This window comes from Verminephrobacter aporrectodeae subsp. tuberculatae (genome assembly GCF_026127385.1).
Taxonomy (GTDB): domain Bacteria; phylum Pseudomonadota; class Gammaproteobacteria; order Burkholderiales; family Burkholderiaceae_C; genus Acidovorax; species Acidovorax aporrectodeae.
Map to the genome: position 1 here is coordinate 821,280 of NZ_QZCX01000002.1, position 15,220 is coordinate 836,499.

The following is a 15,220-nucleotide window of genomic DNA, read 5'->3' on the forward strand; positions in this document are numbered from 1 at the left end:
CTTTTGAGTAGCCCGCAAGGGCAAGAGAAGACGAGATTGAACTGAAGAGTTTGATCCTGGCTCAGATTGAACGCTGGCGGCATGCCTTACACATGCAAGTCGAACGGTAACAGGTCTTCGGACGCTGACGAGTGGCGAACGGGTGAGTAAAACATCGGAACGTGCCCGATCGAGGGGGATAACGGAGCGAAAGCTTTGCTAATACCGCATAAGATCTGAGGATGAAAGCAGGGGACCGCAAGGCCTTGCGCGGACGGAGCGGCCGATGGCAGATTAGGTAGTTGGTGGGGTAAAGGCCTACCAAGCCGACGATCTGTAGCTGGTCTGAGAGGACGACCAGCCACACTGGGACTGAGACACGGCCCAGACTCCTACGGGAGGCAGCAGTGGGGAATTTTGGACAATGGGCGCAAGCCTGATCCAGCCATGCCGCGTGCAGGATGAAGGCCTTCGGGTTGTAAACTGCTTTTGTACGGAACGAAAGGGTCCTGATGAATAATTGGGGCAGATGACGGTACCGTAAGAATAAGCACCGGCTAACTACGTGCCAGCAGCCGCGGTAATACGTAGGGTGCGAGCGTTAATCGGAATTACTGGGCGTAAAGCGTGCGCAGGCGGTCATGCAAGACAGATGTGAAATCCCTGGGCTCAACCTGGGAACTGCATATGTGACTGTATGGCTGGAGTACGGCAGAGGGGGATGGAATTCCGCGTGTAGCAGTGAAATGCGTAGATATGCGGAGGAACACCGATGGCGAAGGCAATCCCCTGGGCCTGTACTGACGCTCAAGCACGAAAGCGTGGGGAGCAAACAGGATTAGATACCCTGGTAGTCCACGCCCTAAACGATGTCAACTGGTTGTTGGGTCTTGACTGACTCAGTAACGAAGCTAACGCGTGAAGTTGACCGCCTGGGGAGTACGGCCGCAAGGTTGAAACTCAAAGGAATTGACGGGGACCCGCACAAGCGGTGGATGATGTGGTTTAATTCGATGCAACGCGAAGAACCTTACCCACCTTTGACATGTACGGAAGACTCCAGAGATGGAGAGGTGCTCGAAAGAGAGCCGTAACACAGGTGCTGCATGGCTGTCGTCAGCTCGTGTCGTGAGATGTTGGGTTAAGTCCCGCAACGAGCGCAACCCTTGTCATTAGTTGCTACATTAAGATGGGCACTCTAATGAGACTGCCGGTGACAAGCCGGAGGAAGGTGGGGATGACGTCAAGTCCTCATGGCCCTTATAGGTGGGGCTACACACGTCATACAATGGCTGGTACAGAGGGAAGCCAACCCGCGAGGGGGAGCCAATCCCAAAAAGCCAGTCGTAGTCCGGATCGCAGTCTGCAACTCGACTGCGTGAAGTCGGAATCGCTAGTAATCGCGGATCAGAACGTCGCGGTGAATACGTTCCCGGGTCTTGTACACACCGCCCGTCACACCATGGGAGCGGGTTCTGCCAGAAGTAGTTAGCCTAACCGCAAGGAGGGCGATTACCACGGCAGGGTTCGTGACTGGGGTGAAGTCGTAACAAGGTAGCCGTATCGGAAGGTGCGGCTGGATCACCTCCTTTCTGGGAAGAAAGCATTCAAGATTGAACGTCCACACTCATCGGTTGTAGGAGGGAAGGTTGGCGCGAGCCGACGGGGGTCTGTAGCTCAGCTGGTCAGAGCACCGTCTTGATAAGGCGGGGGTCGTTGGTTCGAGCCCAACTAGACCCACCAAGAGGCGGAGCGGGCAACCGAGGCAGGCACGGAAAGAAGGGGGATTAGCTCAGCTGGGAGAGCACCTGCTTTGCAAGCAGGGGGTCGTCGGTTCGATCCCGTCATCCTCCACCAAGTGCAGTGGGAAAGGCATTCAACACCGAAGCGGCTTCGAGAGAGGCTGCTTCGTTGTTGATCGACATCAAGCGATCAATCGGCTGTTCCTTAAAAATTCATAGAGTCGAAATCAGAGTCGCCGGCGAGGACCGCGAAGCCGTAAGAGGTGGAAGCGGGATGGCTGGCGACGAGAAATTTTGATTGCGTCAAAACGAATATTCAAACTTGGTTTGAAATTCAAGTAAACGATGAAGGATCGAAAGATCCGGAGTCGCATTACGGCATAACGCGCCAGGTGAAAGACCTGGCAGGTCCTTGAAGAAGACGGAGGCGGCTCGAAAGAGACGTCAAAGTTATAGGGTCAAGTGACTAAGAGCATGTGGTGGATGCCTTGGCGATTACAGGCGAAGAAAGACGTGATAGCCTGCGAAAAGCTTCGGGGAGCTGGCAAAAGAGCTGAGATCCGGAGATATCTGAATGGGGAAACCCACCTTGAAAGAGGTATCGCATGCTGAATAAATAGGCATGCGAGGCGAACCGGGCGAACTGAAACATCTAAGTAGCCCGAGGAAAAGAAATCAACCGAGATTCCGAGAGTAGTGGCGAGCGAAATTGGAAGAGCCTTCCAGAGATAGCAAGACAGTTAGAAGAACGGGATGGAAAGCCCGGCCATAGAAGGTGATAGCCCTGTAGACGAAAACTGGAGTGTGGTACTGAGCTGGAGAAAAGTAGGGCGGGACACGAGAAATCCTGTCTGAAGATGGGGGGACCATCCTCCAAGGCTAAATACTCGTAATCGACCGATAGTGAACAAGTACCGTGAGGGAAAGGCGAAAAGAACCCCGGGAGGGGAGTGAAATAGATCCTGAAACCGCATGCTTACAAAAAGTAGGAGCCCTGAGAGGGGTGACTGCGTACCTTTTGTATAATGGGTCAGCGACTTACATTCAGTGGCAAGGTTAACCGAATAGGGAAGCCGAAGAGAAATCGAGTCCGAAGAGGGCGAAGAAGTCGCTGGGTGTAGACCCGAAACCAAGTGATCTATCCATGGCCAGGATGAAGGTGCCGTAACAGGTACTGGAGGTCCGAACCCACTAGTGTTGCAAAACTAGGGGATGAGCTGTGGATAGGGGTGAAAGGCTAATCAAACTTGGAAATAGCTGGTTCTCTCCGAAAACTATTTAGGTAGTGCCTCAAGTATTGGCTGCGGGGGTAGAGCACTGTTTAGGCTAGGGGGTCATGGCGACTTACCAAACCTATGCAAACTCCGAATACCGCAGAGCAGAGCTTGGGAGACAGAGCACCGGGTGCTAACGTCCGGACTCAAGAGGGAAACAACCCAGACCGCCAGCTAAGGTCCCTAAAATTGGCTAAGTGGGAAACGAAGTGGGAAGGCAAAGACAGTCAGGATGTTGGCTTAGAAGCAGCCATCATTTAAAGAAAGCGTAACAGCTCACTGATCGAGTCGTCCTGCGCGGAAGATGTAACGGGGCTCAAGCCAGTTACCGAAGCTGCGGATTTGCGAGGAATCGCAAGTGGTAGGAGAGCGTTCTGTAGGCCTGAGAAGGTGTCTGGAGACGGATGCTGGAGGTATCAGAAGTGCGAATGCTGACATGAGTAGCGTGAAAGGGGGTGAAAAGCCCCCTCGCCGTAAGCGCAAGGTTTTCTACGCAACGTTCATCGGCGTAGAGTGAGTCGGCCCCTAAGGCGAGGCAGAGATGCGTAGCTGATGGGAAACAGGTGAACATTCCTGTACCGAAGTGTAGTGCGATGTGGGGACGGAGAAGGTTAGCTCGGCCAACGGATGGAAGAGTTGGTTCAAGCCGGTAGTCGTGCCCGGAAGGCAAATCCGCCGGGCTGAGATGAGGGGTGATAACGAGTCTGCAAGCAGACGAAGCGAGTAATACCCTGCTTCCAGGAAAAGCCACTAAGCTCCAGCTACACGCGACCGTACCGCAAACCGACACAGGTGCGCGAGATGAGTATTCTAAGGCGCTTGAGAGAACTCAGGAGAAGGAACTCGGCAAATTGATACCGTAACTTCGGGAGAAGGTATGCCCTGAGTAGGTGAACTCGAACAGAGGGAGCCGGAAGGGGTTGCAAAAAATCGGTGGCTGCGACTGTTTAATAAAAACACAGCACTCTGCAAACACGAAAGTGGAAGTATAGGGTGTGACGCCTGCCCGGTGCTGGAAGATTAAATGATGGGGTGCAAGCTCTTGATTGAAGTCCCAGTAAACGGCGGCCGTAACTATAACGGTCCTAAGGTAGCGAAATTCCTTGTCGGGTAAGTTCCGACCTGCACGAATGGCGTAACGATGGCCACACTGTCTCCTCCTGAGACTCAGCGAAGTTGAAATGTTTGTGATGATGCAATCTCCCCGCGGAAAGACGGAAAGACCCCATGAACCTTTACTGTAGCTTTGTATTGGACTTTGAACAGATCTGTGTAGGATAGGTGGGAGGCGAAGAAGTGCAGTCGTCAGATTGTATGGAGCCGACGTTGAAATACCACCCTGGTGTGTTTGAGGTTCTAACCTTGGTCCATGAAACTGGATCGGGGACAGTGCATGGTAGGCAGTTTGACTGGGGCGGTCTCCTCCCAAAGCGTAACGGAGGAGTTCGAAGGTACGCTAGTTACGGACGGAAATCGTGACGATAGTGCAATGGCAAAAGCGTGCTTGACTGCGAGACTGACAAGTCGAGCAGGTGCGAAAGCAGGACATAGTGATCCGGTGGTTCTGAATGGAAGGGCCATCGCTCAACGGATAAAAGGTACTCTGGGGATAACAGGCTGATACCGCCCAAGAGTTCATATCGACGGCGGTGTTTGGCACCTCGATGTCGGCTCATCTCATCCTGGGGCTGTAGCCGGTCCCAAGGGTATGGCTGTTCGCCATTTAAAGAGGTACGTGAGCTGGGTTTAAAACGTCGTGAGACAGTTTGGTCCCTATCTTCCGTGGGCGTTGCAGATTTGAGGAATGCTGCTCCTAGTACGAGAGGACCGGAGTGGACACACCTCTGGTGTATCGGTTGTCACGCCAGTGGCATGGCCGAGTAGCCAAGTGTGGAAGAGATAACCGCTGAAAGCATCTAAGCGGGAAACTCGTTTCAAGATGAGATCTGCCGGGGCCTTGAGCCCCCTGAAGAGTCGTTCAAGACCAGGACGTTGATAGGCAGGGTGTGCAAGCGCAGCAATGCGTTGAGCTAACCTGTACTAATTGCTCGTGCGGCTTGACCCTATAACTTTGATGGACTCGGAGCCGTCAAGGACAGGATAGTTATGCCATGTGGACGCAGTCAAAACAAAAAATCTGATTCCAGACTCTATGAATGCGTCGCCCTGACGCGAAGCCAGGGTGACACCCGGTTATGCCTGATGACCATAGCAGGTTGGTCCCACTCCTTCCCATCCCGAACAGGACAGTGAAACGACCTTGCGCCGATGATAGTGCGGGTTCCCGTGTGAAAGTAGGTCATCGTCAGGCTATTACAGCCCTCAAACCCCCCAGCCCATAAAGCTGGGGGGATTGTGTTCGTATGGAACATGAATAATTTTGCAAGTGCGGCTTCATGGCTGAGTCCGATTCTGCTGTGTCTGTATCACGGGCTGATCTTGTCGATTCGGGTCAGGACCTTGCGATCTCGCCCGCCGGCCGGGTCTTCCTGGGGAGTGCCTCCGGACGGACCGACGCCCCGACCGTAACAACGCGCATCGCCAAGGCCTTCGCGCGCAGCGGTGCGCACGGCCTGTTGCAATTGGGCGCGCTGGAATTGGGCAGTCCCTTGCCCCCCGCTCTGTCCTTCGGACGCGAGTTTGCCCATCTGTTCATGGCGCGCTTCACGTCCGTCGCCGCCCTGCCCGAGCAATGGGCCACGCTCGTACTCCCTGCCCCAAGCACGGAATTGCAAGAATTGGCGACCGCAGTGCCACCGATGACCGGGGCGGAATACCTTGATGCTGCGGTGCTCGCGTCTTGGTGGGAGGATCTGCATGAGGCCGTGCGTGAGGACGTTGCCGCGAGCGGCGGTGACATCGATGCCTGGCTGCGCAGCAAGCACCCCAGTTGGAACCTCGTGGGTCGGGTCTGTTTTCACTTGGCGGAGAACAAGGGCAACGCGCAGGCACCGTTTGCCTTCCTCGCCACCTGCGCGAGCCATGTGTCCAAGGATGCGCGCGTCCAGCATGTGCCGCTGGGTCGGGCGCTACAGGGTTATTCCGACGCCCAGGATCGCGCAGGAATGCTCAAACTGCTCTTGCCGGTGCACAAGGCGGCCGAGCAAACCCCGTGGCTCAAGGCGCAACTCGATGCGGGGAAGCTCTTTCATCCGCAGGCCTGGGCACCACCCGAGGCGTACCAGTTTCTGCGCAATGTGCCCGTGTTCGAAGCCAGCGGTCTGGTCGTGCGTATCCCGGACTGGTGGAAGCCGCGGCACCCACCGCGCCCGCAGGTCCGGGTGAATCTGGGGAAGAAGGCATCGGGGCTGGGCCTGGACACGATGCTCGACTTCGAGGTTGAACTCACGCTCGACGGTGAGCCGCTGTCGCATGCGGAATGGAATCAGTTGGTGTCCGCCAGCGACGGCCTGGTCCGGCTCAAAGGGCGCTGGGTCGAGGTCGATCGCGCAAAGCTCGACGCCGTGCTCGCGCATTGGAAGAAAGTACAGCGGTCGGCCGAGCGCGACGGTGTTTCCTGGTCTGACGGGATGCGCCTGCTCTCGGGCGCAGCCCTCGACGGCGAGGCTGCCGCGGAGCTGGCGCAAACCACGGCCGAATGGTCGACGGTCGTGGCGGGCGACTGGTTGCACAAGACGCTGGCGCAACTGCGTGAGCCAGGCGACGGACCGGACCCACATCCCGAGCTCAAGGCGCAGCTGCGACCCTACCAGCGCCAGGGCGTGCATTGGCTGTGGTGGCTCAATCGCCTGCGGCTGGGCGGCTGTCTTGCCGACGACATGGGTTTGGGCAAGACGGTTCAGTTGCTCGGACTGTTCTCGCTGCTCAAGCGCGAGCGTGACCCGGGGCCGCATCTGCTGGTCGTACCGGCGTCGCTGATCGCCAATTGGCAGGCGGAGGCGGCGCGTTTTGCACCCCATTTGCGCATGCTGGTTGCGCATCCTTCGGCGATTCCATCCAGGGAATTGGCGGCATTTTGCGTGCAACGGCTCGAGGGCGTCGACATCGTCGTGACGAGCTACGCGAGCACAGTCCGCCTGCCCTGGTTGGCCGAGGTGCAGTGGTCGCTGATCGTGCTGGACGAAGCGCAGGCGATCAAAAACCCCGGGGCGCAGCAGACGCGCAAGATCAAGGCGCTCAAGAGCCGTGTGCGCATTGCGTTGACCGGAACACCCGTGGAAAACCGGCTTGGCGACCTGTGGTCGCTCTTCGACTTCATCTGCCCGGGATTGCTCGGGTCGGCCACGACTTTCAACCGCTTCGTGCGCCGTCTCGCGGACAACGCGCACGTCGACTACGCGCCGCTGCGCCGCCTCGTGCAGCCCTACATCCTGCGGCGCCTCAAGAGTGACAAGCGGGTCATTGCCGACCTGCCCGACAAGACCGAGGTCAAAGCGTACTGCGCGCTGAGCCGGCTGCAGGCCAGCCTGTATCAGCAGGCGGTCGAGGCGCTGGCCATGCAGATCGAGACCTTGGATGGGATAGCGCGGCGCGGCGTGGTGCTGGCCTTCCTCATGCGCTTCAAGCAGATCTGCAACCATCCTTCGCAATGGCTGGGCGATGGTGCGTACCGACCGCAGGACAGCGGCAAGTTCGCCCGCCTGCGTGAATTGACCGAGGCGGTCGCGCTACGCCAGGAGAAGGTGCTGGTGTTTACGCAGTTCCAGGAGATGACGGCGCCGCTGTCGGAGTTCCTGCAGGGCGTCTTCGGACGACCGGGGCTGCTCCTTCACGGGGGCACCGCGGTGAAGGAGCGCGCGGCGCTGGTCCAGGCGTTCCAGAGCGAACAGGGGCCACCATTTTTTGTGCTCTCGCTCAAAGCCGGGGGCACGGGCCTGAACCTGACCGCCGCATCGCATGTCGTGCACTTCGACCGCTGGTGGAATCCCGCCGTGGAAAATCAGGCGACCGACCGCGCCTATCGAATCGGACAGAGGCGCAACGTGCTGGTGCACAAGTTCGTCTGTCGCGGTACCGTGGAAGAGAAAATCGACGCCCTCGTCGAGGCGAAACTGGGTTTGTCGGAGCAAATCATCGAGGGCGGCGGCCAGGCCCTGTTGACCGAGTTGAGCAACGACGAGTTGCTGCGCATGGTCACGCTCGACATCGACAGTGCGCTGGGCGAGGGCAAGACCGGGTAAAAATCACCGTCACGCACGACAAGGAGCAGGACAAGCATGGGACGAGGCTATTACTATGGCGGCTGGGCGCCGTACATCCCGGTGGCGCAACGCCAGCGCCAGGCCAAACAAAAAGCCGCAGCGCTGAAAAAGCAGGGCTACAGTTGCCAGCCGGTCACGATCGAAGGCCGCGCCATCGCCAAGAGTTTCTGGGGCAAGGCCTGGTGCGACAACCTGGAGGCTTACAGCGATTACTCGAACCGGTTGCCGCGCGGACGGACCTATGTGCGCAACGGCTCGGTCATCGATCTGCGCATCGAGACCGGAAAGGTCAAAGCGTTGGTGTCCGGATCGGAAATCTACACGGTCGAGATTGGCGTGCAGCCATTGGTGGCTTCGAGGTGGGACGCGATCACCAAGGAATGCGCGGGCAAGATCGACTCGCTGATCGAGTTGCTGCAGGGCCGCTTGTCCAAGGCGGTGATGGAAACGGTAACGCGCCATGGCGAGGGATTGTTCCCGCAGCCCAAGCAAATCAGCCTGCGGTGCAGTTGCCCGGACGGTGCGTCGATGTGCAAGCATGTCGCGGCAGCACTGTACGGCGTGGGCGCGCGCTTGGACGAGGAGCCGGAGCTGCTGTTCCAACTGCGTCACGTCGATCCGCAGGAACTGGCCCAAAAAATCGGCAGCATTCCCGCCGTGCCGATGTCCGACACGCAAGCGGCGTTGGACGGCAGCGATTTGTCGGCCTTGTTTGGCATCGATATCGACGACGCGTCTGTGGCTTCGCCAACGCCACCCGGCAAGCGTGTGCGCGCGGCGAAAGCAGCAGCGCCACCAGCGCCGTTGGCGAGAACTGGCAAGGCGGCAGCGCCGAGCCCGACTCGCAGCAGGACCGTGGCAGCCAGCGCCCTGATCGCGCGCGGCGTTGCCAGGCACATGATCCAAAACTGGATTGCTCGCGGTGTCTTGCTGCGCACCGGGCAGCGCGGGGTGTACGGGACGACAGCACAGACCGAAGCGCGGATTGTGGCGTATCTTGCTCGAGCGGTTTGAGGATATGATGCGCCACGGGCGGTGTTGCATAAATTCTGGGCCGCATGGCGCCGGACGTTTACGCGCAAGCGACGGTGGGCACTTCTGCCAACTGCCAACTGCGAAATGGACCGCGTACATTCCCGAGCTTTTCAACGAGGCTTTATTCATGCATATATTGATACGTCGGGATATCAATTGTCTGGCTGTTGAAGATCTTCCAGCATGACGCGGGGAACCCGTGCTTGCTCAGCCTGCAATGGCGTTGGTTGGCTTTTCCACGTAGGCAAGATGATGTCTTTCGTCACCATCACGTTGAACCGGTAGCCGGGCCGGATTTCGAGCGTCGGCTGAATGTTCATATTGCGCTTGGCCATTTGCTGCCCGAGTTCGCCCATCTGCTGACCAATCGCGCCTGCGGTGGTTTGCTGCGGGGTGTTCTGCTGCGAGCCGCTGTTATTTTGGCTGTTGCTTGCCGGCGGCTGCGATAATTGGAGACCGGCAGAGAACAGCGACAACAGCAGACCGTTGCCGAAGATACGCCAATAGTGGTTGTTCACCTTGTCATTGAATCCGGCGTAACCGCTCACGTCCGTGCCCGGCATTTTGGCCAGCGAGATGGAGGATCCGTCAGGGTAGATGATGCGCTCCCAACCCACCAGGACGCGGTCCTGGCCAAGGGTCACGCTGCTGTCATAGGTGCCGACCAAGCGCGCTCCGGCCGGAATGAGCAATTGCGTACCAGTCGCGGAGTCGTACACGCTCTCGCGTACCTGCGCGATGATCTGACCCGGCAAATCGGAGTTCAGGCCGGAAATCATCACACCGGGGATGATTGTGCCCGCCTTCACTTCCTGCGCCGGAGCGAGCGCTGCACGACGCCGTGCGTTGAGGGAGGTGTCGTTCAACGTGCCCGAGGACAGGAATGCACGTTTCTCGTCTTGCTGGTTCTCGGCCGCCATGCCACCGTTGCCACCCATCGCAGCCAAATACTGCCGCATCTTCTGGTCAGTTTCGCTCTCCTGCGTCGTGCTGTTCTGCTGAGGGCCTTTCTGTTGATCGTCCTGCTGTCGTCGTCCACCTTGCCGGTTGCGCTTGAAGTTCTGCACCGTGCCATCGGCCACCAAGGCGGTCTCAAGGTCGGCGAGTTTCTTTTCCTCGATGCGCTGAATCAGCCGCAGCCAATTTTTGTACACCTCAGACTGTGCGGCCGGTGGCACGCTCGCTTGCCCTTGCGGCTGCGTGTCGTTTGGCGTTGCCGGCGTTTCGACCGGAGTCTGCGGTGGCTCGGAAATGTAGTCAGGACCGCTCGGACGAACCGGTGGGGCCGCTGTCGTGGAAATGGGCGGCTGTGGATCCGTGGTGGACAACTTCGCCGTGTTCTGCGCCTGCCGGGCAAAGAACGTGTAGGAGATTCCGAGAAAAACCAGCATGACGATGCCACCCACGGTCAGCAGCGGGACACGGTTCAGGCGACGAACCCCCTTGCCCTTCTTTGGTTTGGCCAGATAATCGCGCGACTCTTGGGGCCCGCGCGCGGGATCAGGGCGCGGGTCGATCTTGTCATTGCTCATTGGCTGCACCTTTCTCGCGGACCGTGAACGGCGCGTCAGTCATCAGGCTGCCGTCCGTGGTGCGTGGATAGAACTTTGTCGCTTCGCGACTGAGGTATTGCAAGCGCAGCACCACGCCCCCGTTGAGCGGCGATGCCAGATAGCGCAACGGCGTCCCCTGCCCGACTTTCGGACCGGTTTGTGGGTCCGTCTGCGCAATGCCGTAGCCCCGTGCGCGCAGTTTCCCGATCATGTCCGCAGTCAGCATGTCGTCGCTGCTGTGCGGCGGATCGAGGACGAGTGTCGTGTGCGCCGGAGGCAGCGGCTCGGACAGATGCTGCACGGTGTCACGGCTCAGCGTTTGCGCATCGCTGGCCGTCACTTCCGGATCCACGTAGGACGTGGTGGGCCGTGGAGGCTTGGCGCAGGCGCTCAGGACAAGCGCGGCAACCAAGGGCAAGATCACGCGGAACGGTTTCATGGTTGGCGGCCTCCCCGGCTGATTTCGACCTTGGTTTGTCTGCGACCGACACCGACGATCAGTGCCGCGCGGTCGAGCACCTTGTCCACAACGTAGCGGTCGCCGATCACGCGGTAGTTGACGAGTTGCTCGCCATCGTTGCCCAAGGCAACGAGCGCCGGAGCTTCGTCGTTGAAGTTCGAGGACGGGAACTGGATATAGGTCTTGGATCCGTCCGAATAGACGCGCAGTGGTCGCCAACTCGGGCTATCTCCGCCCATGTGGAAATTGAAGTCGAGATTGGCTACGTTCTGACCGGTAGTCAGGGTGTTGTTGAACGTCGTGCGGGCCTGTTGTGCGCGGTGGGCCGCCCATTGGCGTTGCATGTCGTCCGGGTAGTCGAACGACAGCACCGGAATCCACTCGCTTGGCATGCTGGCCAGCTTGATCGTGTAGACGCGACGATCCGTCGTCACGATGAGGTTGGTAGTCAGGCCCGCATTGGTCGGTTTGACGATAATCAACGTCGTCGTTTCCGCGTCGCGGCCTTCGGTTGCCGGGGTGATTTTCCAGCGCGTAGTATCGCCTGCGTGAACGTCGTTTACCACTTCGCCGGGCTGCAAGCGAATCGAGCAGACTTGCAGCGGTGTGCAGACGAGCGTCGGGAGCGTGGCGCCAAAGAGATATTTCACGCTCCCATCTTCGCCGCGGCGCGGCTGGTCGGGATTCATCTTCCACTCTTCGGCCAGACGGACGCCATGGATTTCCTTGTCATCGAGCTGGATTTTTTCGTTGGAAATCGTGGGTATGGGTGGCAACTGCTCTTGCGCGCCCGGCGTAAGAGCCGGAACGGTTTGGGCGAATATCGGAAAAACCAGCGAGGTCGCAAGGAACCCGGCCATCCACTTGGTATTTTTCATGATCATCACCTGAAACGGGTTGATTAAAGTCGGGTTGTCCAGGCGCACTGCTGCGCGTAAATACCGAGCGGATTCACCATGATTTGCGCGTCACTGGTCGGTGGTGCAATAACCGTGGTGATGCTGCCTTGGTATTGTTTGGTGTCAATCACCTTGCCCGAGCGCTGCTTGGTGATTTCCGTCCAATCCACTTGCCACGTGCTGTTGCTGACTGGTACGACCGCGTTCACTGTCACTTCGACGGTTTCCTTTTGCGCGCGCACATAGGGGTTGTTTTCCTGGTGGTAGGTGGACAGCGTTTGGTAGCAGGCACTGCCCGGGTAGGTCATGGCGTAGGTTTGATCGACAATGGCCTTTTCGGCCCGGCCATCGACATAGACCGTCCGGGCGCCGATGATCCAATTGCGCAGCGCCGCGACCATTTGCCGGTTGTTTGGTTGGCTGGCCACGTCCGCGCGCGCGACCCGCGCCACTTCGCCATTGCCGTTGAACTCGACCGCATAGGGCACGATCTTGTGTTGGCCAGACACCCACACCAGACCGCTGACCGCAATAATGGCCACGGTGATGCTGCCGAGCGCGGCAAGCCGCCAGTTGTTCGCCGTCGCTATGAAATTTCCGTAGCGTTCGTTCCATTCCCGCCGCGCGGCGAGATAGGGTGTTTCGAGTGGGGTTCTTTTCTCGGGCATGGCGTGTCTCTTTCGCTGTAGTTTGATAGTCTATAAACTGCATTCATGTCCATGACGAACCGTGTTGGCCGGCTTGAGGGACCCCATACTGGCTCCTGCTGTTACTGCTGTCCACCGCTCTTGCTGCGGTCATTTTGGCGCGCGTGATGCTGCAGATCGCTCCACACTTCGCGCTGACGCTTGGAGCCGAATGGATGCGCTCGAGAGATCGCGACGCCTGCCCCGACAAGCAGCGAACCCAGCGGGCCAATAATGCGAATCACGCTGCGTCGCGTGCGGTCGGCGCGTTCTCCTAACTGGTCGAGTCGTTTGCCGTAGCCCCGGCGGCGTAGCCACTGACCGAACGCCCACCAAGCAATTCCCACGGTGAGCGTGGCAAGCATGATGCCGACGAGGCCGAGCAGGTCCGCGAATATGCGCATCATGATGTGCCCCCCTTGTCATCGGTCGGCACATCACCGCCCGGTGCGTCGCCGGGGAACTTGGCGTGCTGGTCATTTGCAGTGTCCGGAACTTCGGCCGAATGGATGGTGTTGTCCACACCTTTTTGCCCCATGTCCGAAAGCGGGTTGTTGTGGCCGCCCGGACCGGGCTGCGGAGCATCCGTCGATGGTCCGGCTGCGTTTTCCATACCGGGCACGGAAATCGCCGACAGGACATGCGCCGTGCGCTGTGCGCCCGAGGCAATGTGCTCGCCAGCGCCGGAACTGCCACCTTCGTTGGAACTATCCGGAGCCTCCGGCGTGGAGCCGGTTGGTCCTCCTGCCATATCGTCCGCACGGGGCGCTGCAGCCTTGCTGGCAGTTCCCTTGCCCGAGGCAAGGCGATTGTCCGCGTCGGAACTGCCCCCTTCGCTGGAACTATCCGGCGCATCCGGCGCGGAGCCGGTTGGTCCACCTGCCGTATCGTCTACGCGGGGCGTTGCAGCCTTGCTGCTCACTTCCCTGCCCGAGGCAATGCGATCGTCAGCGCCGGAACTGTCCCCTTCGCTGGATCCATCCGGCGCATCCGGCGCGAAGCCGGTTGGCTTACCCGCTGCACCACCTATGCGGGGCGTTGCAGCCTTGCTGGTCACTTCCCTGTCCGAGGCAATGCGATCGTCAGCGCCGGAACTGTCCCCTTCGGTGGATCCATCCGGCGCATCTGGCGCGGAGCCGGTTGGTGCGCCACCAATACGGGGCGCTGCAGCCTTGTTGGCTGCTCCCCGGTCAGATGTGCCTGCGCCCGATGCACCTCCAAGGGATGCGTTGATCAGCCCGGACAGACCGACGCTGCTTGCGGCCCTGCCTGCACCCGATGCACCTCCGAGAGACGCGTTGATCAGCCCGGACAGGCCGCCACTTGTGGCACCGCCGACCCCGCCCGCACCGAGCGCATTGGCTATGCTCCCGATCGCAGCCGCTGCGCCCGCTGCACCCGCTGCGCTGGCGGCCGCCATGCCGCTGGTTGTACCGCCGCCGCCCATGGAGGTGCTGGAAATCATGCCCGCGACCAGTTCGGGCAGTGTCTTGCAGATGTAGGCGCACGCGAGGGCCAAGCCGACCATCGTCCACATGCTGACATCGTCGTGTTTGTAAGCAGTTTGCCACGCCTTGCTCGAATCAATGATGTGGCCAATCAGGAGGGTCAGCACGAATAGTTTGGCGCTGACTGCAAGCGCATAGCGGACGATGGCCAGTGCATAATCCCGTGTCCATTGCGAACCACCGAAACCGGTGAACAGCACAGCCGCATTGATGACCACATAGGACTCGATAATGGTCAGGCCCATGAATGCGGCGATAAAAGCAAAGCACAGCAGCACCAGAGTGCTGGCCAGCGTGACCATGAAGGCCGCGAGCGGGTTCCACGTATCAATGTCGCCGATGGTTTTGGCCAGTTGCACGGCCACATCAAAAATCTCGCCCGGCCTGATGCTTGTTTTCAGATCGGCCGCATCGGTCGCGACCGCATGCGCGCCTGCTTGCCGGAAACTTTGCACGACGACCTCCCCCCAAACGCTGGCGTTCTCCAGCAGTGCATAGAAGAAGCCGATCACGAGAATGAAGCGGATCAACTCGCCGACAATCTCGCTGAAATCGGCTTGGCGGAACACCAAAGGAAAAAAAGTCCATATCAACTGGATGCCGGCGAGTAACCAGAAAAGCGTCGTGGCGTAGCCCGTCAGGCGGTCGTTCCATTGGTTCGCGTTGTTCCTGACGAGATCAAGCAGGCCCGTGAATGAGCCGCTCGGGTCATGGAGGTTGGCTGACTGCTGCGCCATCGCGGCGTTGGAAAACACAAAAGACGCGAGCACCAAGAGCAACCCCAGCAGTATGAGATTGAGCCTGTGCCGGGTCATTTTGAATACTCCTTACCACGCTTGGCGCTATGCAATCCAGTGGAACGGAAATTCTTCCGGAATGCACCACCGGCAACACGTTGCTTCGGCGCGATGGGTGCGGTGCA

At 59.1% G+C, this 15,220-nt stretch carries 8 protein-coding genes, 2 tRNA genes and 3 rRNA genes; 7 read left to right on the plus strand and 6 right to left on the minus strand.

Annotated features, from left to right (window positions below):
• The first annotated feature begins 38 nt into the window (after positions 1 to 38).
• The 7 genes from D5041_RS11705 (at position 39) to D5041_RS11735 (ending at position 9,171) form a co-directional block, all read left to right on the plus strand.
• Positions 39 to 1,571: ribosomal RNA gene (locus D5041_RS11705) — 16S ribosomal RNA — on the plus strand.
• Between the two features lie 74 nt (positions 1,572 to 1,645).
• Positions 1,646 to 1,722, plus strand: a tRNA-Ile gene (locus D5041_RS11710).
• Positions 1,723 to 1,760: 38 nt separating this feature from the next.
• Positions 1,761 to 1,836, plus strand: a tRNA-Ala gene (locus tag D5041_RS11715).
• Positions 1,837 to 2,177: 341 nt separating this feature from the next.
• Positions 2,178 to 5,060, plus strand: a 23S ribosomal RNA gene (locus D5041_RS11720).
• 133 nt (positions 5,061 to 5,193) lie between these two features.
• Positions 5,194 to 5,306 (plus strand): 5S ribosomal RNA (rrf, locus tag D5041_RS11725).
• Together the 16S, 23S and 5S rRNA genes with 2 tRNA genes alongside form the textbook arrangement of a ribosomal RNA operon.
• Positions 5,307 to 5,391: 85 nt before the next feature.
• On the plus strand, positions 5,392 to 8,136 hold the full coding sequence (locus D5041_RS11730) for a DEAD/DEAH box helicase (protein ID WP_265284798.1): 2,745 nt from the start codon (positions 5,392 to 5,394) through the stop codon (positions 8,134 to 8,136).
• Between the two features lie 36 nt (positions 8,137 to 8,172).
• Positions 8,173 to 9,171, plus strand: a complete 999-nt coding sequence (locus tag D5041_RS11735) for an SWIM zinc finger family protein (protein ID WP_265284799.1) — start codon at positions 8,173 to 8,175, stop codon at positions 9,169 to 9,171.
• 173 nt (positions 9,172 to 9,344) lie between these two features.
• On the opposite strand, the gene D5041_RS11740 is transcribed toward D5041_RS11735, so the two are convergent.
• The 6 genes from D5041_RS11740 to trbL form a co-directional block, all read right to left on the minus strand.
• Entirely contained in the window at positions 9,345 to 10,724 is a 1,380-nt protein-coding gene (locus D5041_RS11740) for a TrbI/VirB10 family protein (protein ID WP_265257252.1), read from the minus strand.
• Entirely contained in the window at positions 10,714 to 11,184 is a 471-nt protein-coding gene (locus D5041_RS11745) for a conjugal transfer lipoprotein TrbH (RefSeq protein WP_010103398.1), read from the minus strand. Before D5041_RS11745 ends, D5041_RS11740 begins: the two co-directional genes overlap by 11 nt.
• Entirely contained in the window at positions 11,181 to 12,083 is a 903-nt protein-coding gene (gene trbG, locus D5041_RS11750; protein WP_265284800.1) for a P-type conjugative transfer protein TrbG, read from the minus strand. The genes D5041_RS11745 and trbG overlap by 4 nt, the downstream gene beginning before the upstream one ends.
• 23 nt (positions 12,084 to 12,106) lie before the next feature.
• Complete coding sequence (locus D5041_RS11755) at positions 12,107 to 12,772, minus strand: VirB8/TrbF family protein (RefSeq protein ID WP_010103400.1); 666 nt, start codon at positions 12,770 to 12,772, stop codon at positions 12,107 to 12,109.
• A 101-nt stretch (positions 12,773 to 12,873) separates the two neighbouring features.
• The gene (locus tag D5041_RS11760) at positions 12,874 to 13,197 is read right to left on the minus strand and encodes a hypothetical protein (RefSeq protein WP_265284801.1); all 324 of its coding nucleotides are present in this window, start codon (positions 13,195 to 13,197) and stop codon (positions 12,874 to 12,876) included.
• The gene (trbL, locus tag D5041_RS11765; protein WP_265284802.1) at positions 13,194 to 15,113 is read right to left on the minus strand and encodes a P-type conjugative transfer protein TrbL; all 1,920 of its coding nucleotides are present in this window, start codon (positions 15,111 to 15,113) and stop codon (positions 13,194 to 13,196) included. Before trbL ends, D5041_RS11760 begins: the two co-directional genes overlap by 4 nt.
• Positions 15,114 to 15,220 lie beyond the last annotated feature (107 nt).

Bases quoted from the DNA above. Each gene is read 5' to 3' on its own strand.
- D5041_RS11730 (WP_265284798.1), top strand. From the start codon at position 5,392: ATGGCTGAGTCCGATTCTGCTGTGTCTGTATCACGGGCTGATCTTGTC.
- D5041_RS11735 (WP_265284799.1), top strand. From the start codon at position 8,173: ATGGGACGAGGCTATTACTATGGCGGCTGGGCGCCGTACATCCCGGTG.
- D5041_RS11740 (WP_265257252.1), bottom strand. From the start codon at position 10,724: ATGAGCAATGACAAGATCGACCCGCGCCCTGATCCCGCGCGCGGGCCC.
- D5041_RS11745 (WP_010103398.1), bottom strand. From the start codon at position 11,184: ATGAAACCGTTCCGCGTGATCTTGCCCTTGGTTGCCGCGCTTGTCCTG.
- trbG (WP_265284800.1), bottom strand. From the start codon at position 12,083: ATGAAAAATACCAAGTGGATGGCCGGGTTCCTTGCGACCTCGCTGGTT.
- D5041_RS11755 (WP_010103400.1), bottom strand. From the start codon at position 12,772: ATGCCCGAGAAAAGAACCCCACTCGAAACACCCTATCTCGCCGCGCGG.
- D5041_RS11760 (WP_265284801.1), bottom strand. From the start codon at position 13,197: ATGATGCGCATATTCGCGGACCTGCTCGGCCTCGTCGGCATCATGCTT.
- trbL (WP_265284802.1), bottom strand. From the start codon at position 15,113: ATGACCCGGCACAGGCTCAATCTCATACTGCTGGGGTTGCTCTTGGTG.